The 15393-nt window shown below is 73.5% G+C and carries 14 protein-coding genes and 1 tRNA gene; 4 read left to right on the forward strand and 11 right to left on the reverse strand.

The annotated features are described in order from the left end of the window. Positions 1 to 9: 9 nt before the first annotated feature. The 7 genes from MRBLML1_RS00965 to MRBLML1_RS00995 all read right to left on the reverse strand — a co-directional run bounded on the left by MRBLML1_RS00965 (position 10) and on the right by MRBLML1_RS00995 (position 7244). On the reverse strand, positions 10 to 990 hold the full coding sequence (locus MRBLML1_RS00965; protein WP_364510082.1) for a ribose-phosphate diphosphokinase: 981 nt from the start codon (positions 988 to 990) through the stop codon (positions 10 to 12). 34 nt (positions 991 to 1024) lie between these two features. Further along, on the reverse strand, positions 1025 to 2506 hold the full coding sequence (gene glmU / locus MRBLML1_RS00970; protein ID WP_364510085.1) for a bifunctional UDP-N-acetylglucosamine diphosphorylase/glucosamine-1-phosphate N-acetyltransferase GlmU: 1482 nt from the start codon (positions 2504 to 2506) through the stop codon (positions 1025 to 1027). A gap of 24 nt (positions 2507 to 2530) precedes the next feature. Then, the gene (locus tag MRBLML1_RS00975) at positions 2531 to 3172 is read right to left on the reverse strand and encodes a response regulator transcription factor (RefSeq protein ID WP_364513082.1); all 642 of its coding nucleotides are present in this window, start codon (positions 3170 to 3172) and stop codon (positions 2531 to 2533) included. 11 nt (positions 3173 to 3183) lie between these two features. Then, positions 3184 to 4416, reverse strand: coding sequence for a sensor histidine kinase (locus tag MRBLML1_RS00980; protein ID WP_364510088.1), 1233 nt, complete (start codon positions 4414 to 4416; stop codon positions 3184 to 3186). Beyond that, positions 4413 to 5741: an ABC transporter permease gene (locus MRBLML1_RS00985; RefSeq protein ID WP_364510091.1), complete on the reverse strand. Its 1329-nt coding sequence runs from the start codon at positions 5739 to 5741 to the stop codon at positions 4413 to 4415. Before MRBLML1_RS00985 ends, MRBLML1_RS00980 begins: the two co-directional genes overlap by 4 nt. Beyond that, on the reverse strand, positions 5738 to 6487 hold the full coding sequence (locus tag MRBLML1_RS00990) for an ABC transporter ATP-binding protein (RefSeq protein ID WP_364510093.1): 750 nt from the start codon (positions 6485 to 6487) through the stop codon (positions 5738 to 5740). The genes MRBLML1_RS00985 and MRBLML1_RS00990 overlap by 4 nt, the downstream gene beginning before the upstream one ends. Before the next feature lie 100 nt (positions 6488 to 6587). Continuing rightward, a complete protein-coding gene (locus tag MRBLML1_RS00995) occupies positions 6588 to 7244 on the reverse strand; it encodes an enoyl-CoA hydratase-related protein (RefSeq protein WP_364510096.1) in 657 nt (218 codons plus the stop codon). A gap of 33 nt (positions 7245 to 7277) precedes the next feature. Between MRBLML1_RS00995 and MRBLML1_RS01000 the strand changes: the two genes are divergently transcribed. Continuing rightward, a complete protein-coding gene (locus MRBLML1_RS01000) occupies positions 7278 to 8186 on the forward strand; it encodes an NAD(P)H-binding protein (RefSeq protein ID WP_364510099.1) in 909 nt (302 codons plus the stop codon). Positions 8187 to 8189: 3 nt separating this feature from the next. Here MRBLML1_RS01000 and MRBLML1_RS01005 read toward each other — a convergent pair whose 3' ends face one another. Next, a complete protein-coding gene (locus tag MRBLML1_RS01005) occupies positions 8190 to 8879 on the reverse strand; it encodes a type II CAAX endopeptidase family protein (RefSeq protein WP_364510102.1) in 690 nt (229 codons plus the stop codon). A 37-nt stretch (positions 8880 to 8916) separates the two neighbouring features. On the opposite strand from MRBLML1_RS01005, the gene MRBLML1_RS01010 reads away from it, so the two are divergent. From MRBLML1_RS01010 to MRBLML1_RS01020, 3 genes are all read left to right on the forward strand, one after another. Further along, entirely contained in the window at positions 8917 to 9936 is a 1020-nt protein-coding gene (locus MRBLML1_RS01010) for a hypothetical protein (protein ID WP_364510104.1), read from the forward strand. Positions 9937 to 10017: 81 nt separating this feature from the next. Next, the gene (locus tag MRBLML1_RS01015; protein WP_364510107.1) at positions 10018 to 11928 is read left to right on the forward strand and encodes a hypothetical protein; all 1911 of its coding nucleotides are present in this window, start codon (positions 10018 to 10020) and stop codon (positions 11926 to 11928) included. 70 nt (positions 11929 to 11998) lie between these two features. Beyond that, positions 11999 to 12073 (forward strand) — tRNA-Gln (locus MRBLML1_RS01020). A 61-nt stretch (positions 12074 to 12134) separates the two neighbouring features. Here MRBLML1_RS01020 and MRBLML1_RS01025 read toward each other — a convergent pair. From MRBLML1_RS01025 to MRBLML1_RS01035, 3 genes are all read right to left on the reverse strand, one after another. Then, on the reverse strand, positions 12135 to 12629 hold the full coding sequence (locus MRBLML1_RS01025; protein WP_364510110.1) for a hypothetical protein: 495 nt from the start codon (positions 12627 to 12629) through the stop codon (positions 12135 to 12137). Between the two features lie 86 nt (positions 12630 to 12715). Next, on the reverse strand, positions 12716 to 13864 hold the full coding sequence (locus tag MRBLML1_RS01030; RefSeq protein ID WP_364510113.1) for an acyl-CoA dehydrogenase family protein: 1149 nt from the start codon (positions 13862 to 13864) through the stop codon (positions 12716 to 12718). A 20-nt stretch (positions 13865 to 13884) separates the two neighbouring features. After that, positions 13885 to 15393 carry a metallophosphoesterase gene (locus MRBLML1_RS01035; protein WP_364510116.1) on the reverse strand — a complete coding sequence of 503 codons (1509 nt, stop codon included), beginning with the start codon at positions 15391 to 15393 and terminating at the stop codon, positions 13885 to 13887.

Here is a 15393-nt window from a genome sequence, read left to right on the forward strand (position 1 = left end):
CCCGACCGGTCAGGCGTGCCCGTCGAACATCGAGGTGACCGAGCCGTCCTCGAAGACCTCGCGGATCGCCCGGGCGACGAGCGGCGCGATCGACAGCGTCGTCAGCTTGTCGAACTGCTTCTCCGGCGGCACGGGCAGCGTGTTGGTGATGACGACCTCGGTGGCGGTGCTGTTCTTCAGCCGGTCGACCGCCGGCTCGGAGAGGATCGCGTGGGTCGCGGCGATGATCACGCCCGCGGCACCGTCGGCCATCAGGGCCTCGGCGGCCTTCACGATGGTGCCGCCGGTGTCGATCATGTCGTCGGTCAGCACGCAGATGCGACCCTTGACGTCACCGACGACCCGGTTGGCGACGACCTCGTTGGCCACGTCGGTGCGACGCGTCTTGTGGATGAACGCCAGCGGGGCGCCGTCGAGGCGGGCCGACCAGCGCTCGGCGACCTTGATCCGGCCGGCGTCCGGCGAGACCACGGCGAGCGGCTGGTCGCCGTACTTGTCCTTGATGTAGTCGGTCAGCAGCGGCAGCGCCATCAGGTGGTCGACCGGGCCGTCGAAGAAGCCCTGGAGCTGGTCGGCGTGCAGGTCGACGGTGATGATCCGGTCCGCACCGGCGGTCTTGAACAGGTCGGCCATCAGCCGCGCGGAGATCGGCTCGCGACCGCGGTGCTTCTTGTCCTGGCGGCTGTAGCCCCAGAACGGCATGACCACGGTGATCCGCTTGGCGGAGGCGCGCTTGAGCGCGTCGACCATGATCAGGTGCTCCATGATCCACTCGTTGATCGGAGTGGTGTGGCTCTGGATGACGAAGGCGTCGCACCCGCGCACGGACTCGGCGTAGCGGATGTAGATCTCGCCGTTGGCGAACTCGCGGGCCTCGGTCGGCACGAGCTGCTGGTCGAGGATCTCCGCGACCTGCTCGGCCAGCTCGGGGTGTGCCCGGCCGGAGAAGACCATCAGGTTCTTCTCTGTCGTCTTCTTCAGACCGCTCACGAGCGTGACTCCCCTGGGTCGACGGAGGTGATGCCTACGATTCTGCCCGGTCCGTGGGGCCGTCCCCAAGTCCCCGTCCGTTTTCGGCCTGTTCACCCGGTACGGCGGCCGCCGCCTCCGCCTGCGCGGTGCCCTCCCGGTTGCGCGCGACCCAGCCCGGCAGGTTGCGCTGCGGGCCGCCGCTGACCGCGAGCGCACCCGCGGGGACGTCGCGGCGCACGACCGTGCCACCGCCGGTGGAGGCGCCGTCGCCGATCGTGATCGGGGCGACGAAGGTGTTGTTGGAGCCGGTCTTGGCGTGCTTGCCGACGACCGTGCGGTGCTTGTTGACGCCGTCGTAGTTGGCGAAGATCGTGCCGGCGCCGATGTTGGTGCCCTCGCCGATCTCGGCGTCGCCGACGTAGGACAGGTGCGGGACCTTGGCGCCGTCGGCGATCTTCGCGTTCTTGGTCTCCACGAAGGTGCCGATCTTGCCGTCCTTGCCGAGCAGGGTGCCGGGCCGCAGGTAGGCGAACGGCCCGACGCTCGCGCCGGCGCCGATGACGGCGAGCTGGCCGTGGGTGCGCACGACGCGCGCGCCGGCGCCGATCTCGCAGTCCTCCAGGGTGGTGTCCGGCCCGACCACGGCGTCCTCGGCGACCACGGTCGCGCCGAGCAGCTGGGTGCCGGGCAGGATCGTGACGTCCGGCGCGAGGACGACGTCGGCGTCGATCCAGGTGGTCGCCGGGTCCATCACGGTGACACCCTCGCGCATCCACCGGGTGACGATGCGGCGGTTGAGCTCCTTGCCGAGCGCGGCGAGCTGGGCGCGGTCGTTGGCACCCTCGGTCTGCAGCGCGTCCTCGATGGCGTGCGCGGCGACGCTGCGTCCGTCACCGCGGGCGATGCCGACCGCGTCGGTGAGGTAGTACTCGCCCTTGAGGTTGTCGTTGCCGATCCGGCCGACGACCTCGGCGAGGAAAGCGGCGTCGAAGGCGAGGATGCCGGAGTTGATCTCGGTGATCGCGCGCTGCTCGTCGGTGGCGTCCTTCTCCTCCACGATCGCCTCGACGCCGCCGGCGGCGTCGCGCACGATCCGCCCGTAGCCGTGGGGGTCCGCGACGATCCCGCTGAGGATGCTGACCGCCGCGCCGGCCGCGCGGTGCGACTCGGCGAAGGCCCGCAGCGTGTCGCCGGCCAGCAGCGGGGTGTCGCCGGCCGCGACGAGGACGGTGCCCTCGCGCGGCGGGCTGTCGAGCGCCTCCAGCGCCACCCGGACGGCGTGGCCGGTGCCGAGCTGCTCCTCCTGGACGGCGAGCACCGCGTCGGCGCGCACCTCGGTGACGTGCGGCCCGACCAGCTCGCGCTGGTGGCCGACCACGGCGACCACCCGGGCCGGGTCGAGGGTCCCGACGGCGGTCAGCACGTGACCGATCATGCTGCGCCCGCCGATGCGGTGGAGCACCTTCGGGGTCTTCGACTTCATCCGGGTGCCCCCGCCGGCGGCGAGGACGATGACGGTCAGCTGCTCACTCACGCCCGCCACACTAGACCGGCGTGCTCAGCGTCCGTCGAGCCAGGCCAGCACGGCCAGCACCCGCCGGTTGTCGTCGGAGGCCTGCGGCAGGTCGAGCTTGGTGAAGATGTTGTTGGTGTGCTTGCCGACGGCCTTCTCGGTGACGACCATCCGGGCCGCGATCGCCGCGTTGGAGCGGCCCTCGGCCATCAGGGTGAGCACCTCCCGCTCCCGCTCGGTGAGCCGGTCGAGCGGACGGCTGCGGGCCGAGACCAGCGCCGCGACCACCTCCGGGTCGAGCACCGTGCCGCCCTCGGCGACCTGCCGGACGGCCGCGAGGAAGGCGTCGACGTCGGCGACCCGGTCCTTGAGCAGGTAGCCGATCGCGCCCTCTCCCCCGGCCAGCAGCTGGCGCGCGTACAACGGCTCCACCCACTGGCTCAGCACCAGCACCGGGAACGCCGCCCGCTCCGCCCGGACCGTCGTCGCCGCCTCCAGCCCCTCGGTGGTGTGCGTCGGCGGCAGCCGTACGTCGACCACGGCGATGTCGATGTCGGCCCGGGTCAGCGCCCGGGCCAGCGAGGGAGCGTTGTCGACCGCCTCGACGACCTCGATCCCGCCGGCCTCCAGGATCCGGGTGAGGCCGACGCGGAGCAGGGCCTGGTCCTCGGCGAGGACGGCGCGCAGGGGCGGGGCGGTCACGGGGTGGTCCGGCACGGCACCTCCAGCTCGACGAGGGTGGGACCACCGGCGGGGCTGAGCACCCGCAGGTCGCCGTCGAAGGCGTCCAGCCGCCGCGCGACCCCGGTCAGGCCGGAGCCGCTGGCGTCGGCGCCGCCGCGGCCGTCGTCACCGACGGTGATCCGGAGCCGGTCGCCGTCGTAGCGGCCGGTGACCCAGGCGCGCCCGGCCCGGGCGTGCTTGACGGTGTTGGCGAGGCACTCGGCGACGGCGAAGTAGGCCGCGGACTCGACCGGCGCCGGCAGCCGCGGGACGTCGACCGCGACCGAGGTCGGGACCGGCAGGGCCACCGCCAGCGCCTGGATCGCGCCGGCGAGCCCGCGGTCGGCGAGCACCGGCGGGTGGATCCCGCGGACCACGCTGCGCAGGTCGTCGAGGGCGTCCATCGTGGTCTCCCGGGCCTCGCGGAGCAGCGCCGCGGCGGCGTCGGGGTCGGTGGCGATCAGCTTCTCGGCGAGGCCGACGTTCATGCCCACCGAGGCGATCCGGGCCTGGGCCCCGTCGTGCAGGTCGCGCTCGATGCGTCGTACCTCGGCGGCGGAGTGGTCGAGGGTCTCGGCCCGCGACTCCTCCACCTTCTCGACCCGCTCCTCCAGCCGCGCGACCCGCGAGCCGCCGAGCATCGCGCGCTCGGTGAGCGCCCGGGCCCGCACCAGCGGCGGGGTGACGAACCACCACGCGACCAGCGCCGGGCCGCTGAACAGCAGCAGGAGCAGCCACACGAAGCCGGCGCCGCTGAGCGCGAGGACCAGCCAGGTGATCGGCACGGTCAGCAGCGCGACCGGCAGCAGCGACATCGCGAAGCCGCCGGACGCGGAGAACCACAGGAAGCCGACGTTGCGCCACCGGGCCGGGTCGCGCATCCAGCGCACGCCGTTGGCCGCGGTGGCGTAGCGGGGCTCGATGGTCGTGCCGAGCAGGCGGCCGCTCACCTCGCGGTGCGCCCGGGTCAGCCCCGCCGTCGCCGGTACGACGGCCTGCGCGAGCAGGATGCCGATCCCCAGCGCCGGCCCGAGGGCCAGGCAGAGCACGGTGCCGATGGCGAGCACCAGGCTGGGCACGAAGGACAGCGCGTACCCGGCCGAGACCAGGGTCAGCCGCAGCCGGTCGAGCAGGCCCTCGACCGTCACGTCCTGAGGCCGCCCGAGGCGGACCGGCGCGAGCATCTCCATCGTCGCGAAGTCTGTCATCGCTGCACCGCCGTCGCCATCTGCGCGCGCACCGAGGTGCGCGCAGCGCCGAGCGTGATCGCGACGACCCCGGCGACGACGGCGGGGACGAGCCACAGCCCACCGTCCGGGACGACGCCCTCGTGCCGCGCCACGGCGAAGGGCACCACCGTCGTCAGCGCCGCCAGGGTGCCGAGCACGACGCCGACCGCGGCGACGATGCCGGCCTCGGCGACCACCGAGCGCTCGACCTGGCGCGGGGTCGCGCCGATCAGGTGCAGCCGGCGCAGCTCGCCACGGCGGTGCGCGATGGTGGCGACGAAGGCGTTGACGACCATGATCGCGGCGAACAGCGCGAGCATCCCGACGACCACGTTGTTGAGCAGGTTGATGGTGCCGCTGTCCGGCGTACCGGCGGGCAGGGTGCGGCCGTCGATGTTCACCAGCAGCAGGGTGCCGACCGCGGCGGAGGTCAGCACGATCACCGGGGCGAGGACGCCGGCGAGCAGGTGCGCCCGCCGCGCGGTGTTGTACGACGCCAGGTGCCCGCTCGCGCTGCGGCCCACCAGCAGCCCGGCGGGTGCGGCCAGCCGGCGCAGCAGCACCGGGGCGAGCACGGCGAGGCCGACACCGACCAGGATCGAGCTGGACCCGCTCGTCGACATCGCGGCGTAGGGGTCGTCGTCGTGCGCGGTGACGGCGACGGTGATCACGGCCATCGCGATGCCGTAGCCGACGAGCAGCACCGCGGCGCCGATCCGCCACCACCGCATGCGGCCGGCCTCGGCGCCGGCCTCCCGGAGCAGCACCCCGGCCGGGCCGCGGGTGGCGCGCCGGGCGGCGAGGACCGTGGCGAGCGCGGAGACGAGCAGCACGAGCAGCGCGGCGGCACCGACGGAGGCCGGTCCGGCGTCGTACTCCGCGGCGGAGGTGACCAGCCCGCCCGAGCGGATCAGCGCGAACAGCCCGTGCCCCGAGACCGAGGCGAGCAGGGCGCCCAGCGCCGCGGCGAGGCCCGCGACGGCCGCGGTCTCACGGACCACGAGCCGCCGTGCCTGGAGGGGCGTGGCGCCGATCGTGCGCAGCAGCCCGATCTCGCCCGCGCGCTGGGTGGTGGTGATGCCGACGGTCGAGGCGACCGAGAAGAGCACGATCACCGCACCCCAGCCGCCGACGACGGCCCCGAGGACGACCAGGGTGTCGGCATCGGTGCCGTGCGCCCCGAAGGCGGACTCGGTGAGGGTGGCGAAGGAGCCGATCAAGAGCGTGCCGAGCAGCACGGCGAGGAAGGTGGCGGTCGCGGCGAGCGGGCGGTGCCGCAGGCTCCGCCAGGCGAGCGCGGTCACCGGGCCACCACCAGGTCGTCGAGGTGCGCCATCTGGCCGGCGACCGCGTCGGCGGTGGGGTGGGTCATCCGGCCCGCGACGCGGCCGTCGACGAGGAAGACCACCTCGTCGGCGTACGACGCCGCGACCGGGTCGTGGGTCACCATCACCACGGTCTGCCCCATCTCGGTGACACTGGCCCGGAGCAGGGCGAGGATCTGGCGCGCGGTGGCGGAGTCGAGCGCACCGGTCGGCTCGTCGGCGAGCACGACGTCGGGGTCGGTGACCAGCGCCCGGGCGATGGCGACCCGCTGCTGCTGACCGCCGGACATGCTGCCGGGCAGGTGGTGCGCGCGCTCGCCGAGACCGACCCGCTCCAGCAGCATCCGGACCCGCGCCCGGTCGGGCCGCTTGCCGGCGAGCCGGGCGGGCAGGGCGACGTTCTGGGTGGCGGAGAGGTAGGGCAGCAGGTGGAAGCCCTGGAAGACGAAGCCGATCTGCTGACGGCGCAGACGGGTACGCCGCTCCTCGTCCCAGTCCGTGACGTCCTCGCCGCCGACGAGGACCCGGCCGGCGGTGGGCCGGTCGAGGCCGGCGGCGCAGGAGAGGAAGGTGGACTTGCCGGAGCCGGAGGGCCCCATCACGGCGGTGAAGGTGCCGCGGGCGAAGGCGAGGTCGATGCCGCCGAGGGCGGTGATCGTGGCGTCGCCGGTGCCGTAGGTCCGGCTCAGGCCCTGCACCTCGAGGGCCGGGGAGGTGGTGCTCATCTGCGCTCCTGGGGAGTGTCGGAAGTGATGTCTCCGACGCTAGGAAGCGCGGCGGGCGGCCGCGATGGGCCTGGTCCGCCGAGCGGGGGTGGGGTTTTCCCTACCCCGCGCTCCCTCGCAGCAGCGCGAGCGCGGGGCCGAACATCGTCTCCTTGATCGCACCGAGCGCGGTCCGGTCCTTGCCGGCGAGCGGTGCGACCCTGGCGATCGCGTCGGCGACCAGGCTCTCCTCGGTGGCGGTGCCGTCGACGATCCCGGCCGCGGCGGCGTCGGTGCCGCCGAAGCGCGCACCGGTCGTCATCGTGTCCACGGCGGCGCGCGGGGTCAGCTTGGCCTGCACCAGCGCGGCCATGCCGGGCGTGAACGGCAGCGCGATGTCCACCTCGGGCAGGCAGAAGAAGCCTCGGTCGGCACGCATCAGCCGCCAGTCGTGGGCCAGCGCGACCAGCCCGCCGCCACCGAAGGCGTGGCCGTTGACGGCCGCGATCGTGGGCACCGGCAGCGCGAGCACCCGGGCGAGCAACGCCTCGACCCGCGCGACGTACGGCACGAAGTCGTCGGGGTGCGCCTGGGCCCACTCCAGGTCGAGGCCGTTGGAGTAGAACTTCCCGGCGCCGACGGTCACCAGCGGCGTCCCGGCCCCGGCCACGGTGTCGAGCGCCGACTCGACCTCGTCGAGCCAGTGTGGGGAGAAGCGGTTCTCGTCGTCGCCGAGGGTGAGCACGGCGACGCCGTCGGTGGTGGTCAGATCAGGCACGGCGCCATCATGCCCCTCGTTAGGCTCGGGCCCATGAGCTCCCCCACCGTCCTGGTGACCGGCGCGACCGGATTCGTCGGCCGCCGGCTCGTGCCCGAGCTGGTCGAGCGCGGGATAGACGTGCGGGCGATGACCCGCCACCCCGAGCGGTACGACGGCCCCGGCACCGCCGTCGGTGCCGACGTCGGCGACGAGGAGTCCCTCGCCGCGGCGCTGGCGGGCGTGGACGTCGCGATCTACCTGGTCCACTCCCTGGACCACGCCGACTTCGAGTCCCGTGACGCCGACGCCGCCCGGCGCTTCGGGCGGCTGGCCGCCGAGGCCGGCGTGCGCCAGATCGTCTACCTGGGTGGGCTCGGCCGCGAGGACGAGGACCTCTCCCCGCACCTGCGCTCGCGCCGGGAGGTCGAGGGCCTGCTCGGTGCCGGCGGCGTGCCGGTCACCGTGCTGCGCGCCGCGATCGTCGTCGGCCACGGCGGCATCTCCTGGGAGCTCACCCGCCAGCTGGTGAAGAACCTGCCCGCGATGGTGGTCCCCAAGTGGACCGCGACCCGCACCCAGCCGATCGCCGTCGACGACGTGATCCGCTACCTGGCCGGGGTCATCGACCTGGAGGGCGCGATCGGCCAGGTGCTGGAGATCGGCGGGCCCGAGGCGATGACCTACCGCGACATGCTCGACATCGCCTCCGACGTGACCGCGGGGCACCCCGTGCCGACCGTGACCGTGCCCGTGCTGACGCCCCGGCTGTCGTCGTACTGGCTGGCGTTGGTGACCGACGTCGACGTCACCACCGGGCGCAACCTGATCGACTCGATGAGCACCGAGGTGGTGGTCACCGACAACCGGATCCGCACGCTGGTGCCGGGCGAGCCGATCAGCTATCGCGAGGCCGTACGACGGGCGCTGGCCGAGCGCCTGCGCGAGGGCGACGAGGTCTGAGCCTCAGCCGAACAGGGCCGGCAGCGCGAACAGCATGGTCAGCGACCACGAGCAGTGCGTGATGACCGGTCCGAGGATCCCGCCGGACGCGCGCCGCTCCAGGCCGACGACCACCCCCAGGACGATCGCCGCGAACGCCAGCATCACGTTGCCGGTCGCGAGCGTCGCCAGCACGTAGGCGATCGAGGTCCAGGTCACCGGGTGGCGGGGCAGGGCGGCGTAGGCCGCGCCGCGGAAGAAGAGCTCCTCGGCGATCCCGTTGACCAGCGTGACCACGACGAGCAGCGGCACCGAGCCCTGGTCGGCGAAGTCCACCACCGAGCGCACCTGCCGGTCGAGCCAGTCGATCTCGCGCACCACCAGGCCGCCCGCGACGAACACCGCCGCCAGCCCCAGGCCCACCAGCAGGGGCGCCAGCACCGGTCGCACCAGCGCGTCCCCGCGCCGGATCCGGCCCAGGTGCAGCGGCCCCGCGGCGAAGGCGCCGACCGTCCACAGCGCGGCGAGCGCCAGCGTCGCGGGGTAGAACCAGGTGCTCCCCGGCTCGATCCGCAGGGACACCCCGAGCAGCACCGCCCCGAGCAGCACGACCGCCACCGTGACCAGCTGCCGGCGGCGCAGCGCCGCGTCGCTCTCACGGTGGTCACGGGGCACGACGTCCCACAGCGATCGCCGGACCCAGCCACGCACCATGCCTCGAACCTACGCGGCGGGCCACTACGCTCGCGCCATGACCTCCGCCTCCCGGTCCGAGCGCCTCCTCGACGCCCAGGTCTCCTGGCTCCTCGGCCGGCTCACCGGTGACGAGCTCGACGCCCTGGTGACCGCCGACGTCGACGCCCTGCTCGGCCTCGGCTCCCGGATCCGCCTGGCCGAGGTGATCGACCCGGCGCTCGTCCAGCGGCTGGCGCGCGAGCTCCTGGCCGTCGTACCTCCCAGTGCGGGGGCGAGCACCCTCGTCGCGATGGCCGCCGACGCGCTGTACGACGGCCCCACCGACACCTTCAGCCTCGCCGACGTGCTCGACCGCGAGAACGCCGAGCGGATCACCGACGAGGTGCTCGCGAACACCGACGTCCTCGCCGCCGCGCTCGACGACCTCACCCGCAGCCCGATGGTGACCTCGCTGGCCTCCCGCTTCGTCACCCGGATCGTCGCCGACGTGGTGCAGACGAACCGCGCGATGGCCGAGAAGATCCCCGGTGTCGGCTCCCTGGTCTCCTTCGGCGCCAGCGCCGCGGGCAAGGTGGTCGGCGCCGCGGACAAGCAGCTCGAGGCCGTGCTCGGCGACACCGCGGCCAAGGGCGCCGCGTTCGCGATGCGCCGGCTCAACAAGATCGTCGTCGAGACCCTGCGCGACCCCGCCACCAAGGCCGCGGTCCTGGAGGTCTTCGACCTGTACGCCGACCAGCCCATCCCCCACCTGCGCGACTCCGTCGAGCGCGAGGACGTGCACCGGGTCGCCGGGCTGGTCCAGGACATCGTGCTCGCGGGCGCCCCCACCGAGCCGGTGCACGCCCTGGTCGACGTGCTGGTCGACGGGCTGCTGCGCACCTACGGCGCCGAGCCGGTCGCGACCCTCGTCGAGGACCTGGGCATCGAGCGCGACCTCCTGGTCGAGCACGCCGTCGCGCTCGCCGGCCGGGCGGTCGCCGCCGCGCACGCCACCGGCGAGCTGGAGCGGCTGGTCCGCGAGCGGCTGGCGCCGTTCTGGGAGCTGCCCGAGGTGCGCGCGATCCTGGATTCCTGAAAAGACCGCAGGAGTGGCCGTCCGGGGCCGACTCTCCTGGCGTCGGCCGCGACCAGGCGGCCACTTTTCTGAGGATCCCCCATGCATCGATCCCCCCGGCGACTCGCCGCCGGCCTCGCCGCCGCCGCCGTCGCCACCGCCGGTCTCGCCTGCCAGGGCGCCGCCTTCGCCGTTCCGGCCGCCTTCCCCCACACCCTCGCCTTCACCCCGACCGACCTGGCCGCGAGCGCGGACGAGGTCTACGCCGTCGGCTACGTCGGCGTGGACACCGACGACGACTTCCAGCTCGACCAGGTCGACGGCTACGTCGAGGCGGTCGGCGCCGGCACCAAGATCACCCTCGGTGACGGCAGCTGGCCGACCGCGGCGAGCATCAGTCCCGACGGCGAGACGCTGTCGGTCGTCGGGAGCGTGCGCACCTCCGACGGTGGCTACGTGCCGACCGGCTGGACGGTCGACACGAGCGACCTCACGGTGACCGGCCACGCGCCCCTGGAGGTGTCCAACGCCGCCGACGTGGCCAGCGACGCCAGCGGCGCCTACCTGGCCGCCACCGGCACCGGCGGCGGCCAGGTGATCCTGCCCGGCGGCGCCGTCGTCGGCCTGGGCGCGGACGCCCAGCCCTCGCGGCTGGCCCTGCTGCCCGGCGCGTCCGGCACCGACGTGGCGGTCGCCGGCGTGGACTGGCAGGACGGCGGCGCGCGCAGCGTCGCGACCCTGCGCACCGTGCACGACGGCACGGCGAGCGCCCCCGTCACCCTCGGCGCGGAGGGCACCCCCGACCAGTGGGTCACCGGCCTCGCCGTCGACCCCGTCCACCATCTGACCTACGTCGTCAGCGGGCGCGACGTGAGCGACGGGCCGCAGGAGTACGGCCTCAACGTGATCGGCGCCGGCACGGACCTCTACGTCCCGCTGTCCAGCCCGGTCTTCACCCTCGGGGTCTCCCCCGACGGCGGCACGGTCTACCTGCCCGGCACCGGGGTGGCGGCCTACGACGCGGACGCGCTGAGCTCCTACACCGAGGAGGACCCGGCGCCGTCGGCCTACCTCGGCGGCTCGGGGTTCATCAGCATCGCCGACGTCGCGCCCTCCGGCCGGGTCTACGCCGTGCAGGACGTCGACACCCCCGACGGCTCGCAGACCCAGGTGCACGCACTGGAGGCACCCGACGCACCCACCGGGCTCATCGTCGCGGCCTCGGAGTGGGACGACCTGTCGTACGTCGCCACGTGGACGGCGCCCGCCAGCGCCGGCGGTGCCGACCCGACCTCGCTGACCTACCGCACCACGCTGCAGGACCAGGCAGGCGGCGAGCCGATCGCCTTCGACGGCTTCCTCACCGAGCAGGACCTCGGCGCCGTGCTGCCGGGACACACCTACACGGTCAGCGTGAGCGCCACCAACGGCGTCTTCACCTCTGCGCCCGCCACCGCGACCCTCACCGCGGCCGCACCCGTCGGGCACCCGAGCGCCGTCGCCGTCACCGGTCGCGCCGCGGTCGGCACCCGGCTGGCCGTGGGCAGCACCGGCTCCTGGGCGAGCGGTACGACGCTCGCCTACGCCTGGCGCACCGACACCGGCGTCGTGGTGGCCCGCACCTCGACGTACGTCCCGACGCCCGGGGCCCTCGGTCGCCGGCTCCGGGTCGAGGTCACCGGCACCAAGGCCGGGTTCGCCCCCGCCACGGTCACCAGCGCGCTGAGCGCCAAGGTCGTCGCCGGCACGCTCGTCGCGCCGGTCCCCGCGGTCACCGGCACGGCCAAGGTCGGCCGCACCCTCACCGCCGTCACCGGCACCTGGACGGCCGGCACCCGGCTGACCTACCGCTGGTCCGCGAACGGCAGCGTGATCCGCGGGGCGACGGGCCGCACCTTCAAGCCGGCACGCGCCCAGGCGGGCAAGCAGCTGCGGGTCGTCGTCACGGGCACCAAGGCGGGCTACACCACCGTCCTGCGGACCAGCCGGCCGACGGCGAAGGTCGCCCGCTGACGGCTGTCACTTGGCCGCCCGACCGCCCGCGCCCGTAGAGTCGGGCCGTCGCCTCCCCGCGAGGCGGCGTTCCCCGGTTGCTCTGCTGGCACGGGCGGCTGGACTTTGAATCCAGAGGTCGTTGGTTCGATTCCAACCCGGGGAGCCGACGAACACGAACGCCGGCCCGGACCAGGTGGTCCGGACCGGCGTTCGGCGTCGGTGCGTCAGGCGTTGGGCACCAGGCAGAGCGTGGTGTCGCGCTTGGGGTAGGCGAGCGGCTGGGACTGTCCGCCACACTTCGCCTTGGCCTTGCCCACCGAGGTGACCCGGAGGACCGAGGAGGTCTTGCTCGAGGCGCAGGGCACCTTGGACTCCTCCTGGATGTCGAAGCAGTCGCCCTTCTTGGCGTCCAGCACCATGCACAGCTCGACGATCGCGTCGGAGGTGCTGCCCCCGCGGGTCACCTGGTAGGTGGTCTCGTTCTCGCCACACTTGCCGCTGTCCCCGACGACCTTGTGGCTCGACTTGTCGCTGCCGCAGCTGGCGTCGACCGGCTTGTCGTTGGTGCCGTCCTTCTTGAAGTAGACGCACTCACCGACGTCCGGGGCCTTCGACTGCTCGACCTTCTCCTCGCCCTTGGACCTGACGACGAAGAAGACCAGTGCGACGACGATCGCGATCGCGACGCCGCCGAGCTTCTTGAGGATTGACGTTCCCACCTTGTGTCCCTTTCCGAGCAAGGGGGACCGGTGTCCACCCTCAGCAAATTTTCAGGATCACCCTAGGGGCAAACCGTCCCGGCGCGTCAGCGGAGGAGATCACGACCGATAACCATCCGCTGGATCTGGTTGGTGCCCTCGAAGATCTGGGTCACCTTCGCGTCGCGCATCATCCGCTCCACGGGGTACTCCCGCGTGTAGCCGTTGCCGCCCAGCACCTGCACCGCGTCGGTCGTCACCCGCATCGCGGCGTCGGTGGCGGTGAGCTTGGCGATCGAGGCCTGCCGCGAGAACGGGCGCCCGGCGTCCTTCAGCCGCGCCGCCTGGAGGTACGACGCCCGGGCCCGCTCCACCTCGGCGGCCATGTCGGCGAGCAGGAACTGCATGCCCTGGAACTCCCCGATGGCGCGGCCGAACTGCTGGCGCTCCTTGGCGTAGTCGACGGCGTAGGCCAGGGCACCCTGGGCGATCCCGGTGGCGACCGCGGCGATGCCGAGCCGTCCGGCGTCGAGCGCGGAGAGCGCGACCCGCATGCCGGCGCCCTCCTCCCCGATCAGCTGGCTGGCCGGCACCCGGGCGCCGTCGAAGAGCACCTGGGTGGTGACGTCGCAGTGCAGGCCCATCTTCTTCTCGGGGGCGCCGAAGGTCATCCCCTCGGTCCCGTCCGGCACGACGAACGCCGACAGCCCGCGCTTGGGGTCCTCGGAGGTGCGGGCGAAGAGGATGTAGTAGTCGGCGCAGGAGCCGTTGGAGATCCACTGCTTGGTGCCCTTGACGACGTAGTCGTCGCCGTCGAGCACCGCGGCCGTGCGGATCCCGCTGACGTCGGAGCCGGCCTGCGGCTCGGAGAGGCAGTAGGCGCCGAGCCAGTCGCCGGACAGCATCTTCGGCAGCCACTCCTCGCGCACCGCGTCCGAGGCGTTCGCGGCGAGCACCGTCGCGGTGAGCGCGTGCACGCTGGTCCCGACGCCGACGCTGGGCCAGGCGGTGGCGATCTCCTCGACGACCTGGAGGTAGACCTCGTAGGGCTGGCCCCCGCCGCCGTACGCCTCGTCGAAGGGCAGGCTGAGCAGGCCCGAGCGGCCGAGCAGCCGGTAGGCCTCCGCCGGGAACACGGCCTGCTCCTCGGCGGCCGCGACCTGCGGAGCGAGCTCCTTGGTGGCGATCTCGCGGGCCAGGCCGAGCAGCTCCTCGGCCTCCTCGGTGGGCAGGAGACGGTCGACGGTGGTTCCCATGCTGGCAACCTAGCGGGACCTCAGTAGGTGAGCTCCACCCAGGGATCGACGTCGTAGCGGCCGTTGGTCTGCAGGGTCACCGACTGGATGCCGACCGGCCGGCCGTCGCGGTAGGTGATCAGCGCGACGCCCGCGGCCCGCCGCAGCTTGCTGCCGATCGCGATGGCGTACGCCGCCCCGCCCGTCGTGCCCACGGTGTAGGTCCAGCCCTTGCGCCCGCCGGTGCCGGTCACCTCGGTCGGACCGCTCTGCACGTGCACGTGCCCGCCGACGACGAGGTCGACGCAGCCGCGGGCCAGCGCCTGGTCGCCGAAGTCGGCGTCGTGCAGGAGCAGGGTGTTGACCCGGTCACCCTTCTCGTCGGCGTCGCACACGGCCTCGGTGAGCCGTTCGGCGACGTCGGCGGAGGACAGCCCCTTCTCGTCACGCCAGTTGCCGAGCCCGCTGGAGCGAGGGTCGTCGACGCCGAGGATCCGGGAGCCGCCGGGGCCGTCGAGCACGGTGCCGTCGAAGTAGCGCCAGCCCTCGTCGGACATGTGGGCGCGGACGAAGGAGCCGTTGTCGTGGTTGCCGGCGACGGCGAAGCGGTCGTCGACGTCGCGGAAGGCGGCGGTGACCGAGTCCAGGGAGAACGCCTCCCAGCGCTCGCCGGTGGAGGTGTCGTCGCCCGCGTCGTAGACCGCGGTGGCGCCGGCCCGGTCGCCGATCGCCCGGGCGACCTTGTCCATGCCGACGTTGAGGTGCCGGTCGGAGACCAGCAGCGCGACGGTCTCGTCCTCCGCCGGCTCGCGCAGGTCGAGGTCCGCGGCGTCGTCGGCCGCCTTGGAGTAGAACGCCTGGCCCTGCTGATAGCTGCTGACCGCGCTCGCGATCAGGCGCTTGGTCTCCTCGGTGGTGACGTCGCCCATGATCTCGACCTTGCGGGCCTCGTCGGGCAACGGGATGTCGTCGCCGACGTACGCCCCGAGGGTCATCCAGCGCTGCGGCAGCGGGTCGCGCCGGCCCCAGGTCAACGGCGCGACCAGCGCGACGACCAGCACCGACGCCGTCAGCACGACGACGAAACCCTCCCCCGTCGGCAGCGCCCGCAGCAGCGCGCGACGACGCTCGGCGCCGATCGCCGCCCACACCGCGAACGGCAGCGCGGCCAGCGCCGCGCCCTGCACCAGGGCGGCGACCGCCATCGTCCTCACCGCTCGCTCCACGACGTCGACCTGGCCGTCGGGCTGCGAGGCGATGGCGGCGTAGCGCGCCGTCAGCTCCTGCAGCGAGGTCGTGTCGGTCTTGCCGAGCTCGATGTCCAGCCCCAGGCGGGAGCCCGAGTCCGCCCGCAGGTCGGGCAGCACCGGACCGGTGCGCAGCACGATCTCGCCCGAGAAGTCGGGGCTGACCGTCGCCTCGTGGCTGGCGAGGTCGATGGTGCGCTCGCTGCCGGCGAAGATCACCGCCGCGATGCCCAGCGACAGGACGACCCAGGCCACGCCGCCGAGCGCGAGCCGCAGCAGCCGGAGCGGGATGCCAGGTGCCAT

The organism is Nocardioides sp. LML1-1-1.1 (assembly GCF_040676175.1).
Lineage (GTDB): Bacteria > Actinomycetota > Actinomycetes > Propionibacteriales > Nocardioidaceae > Nocardioides.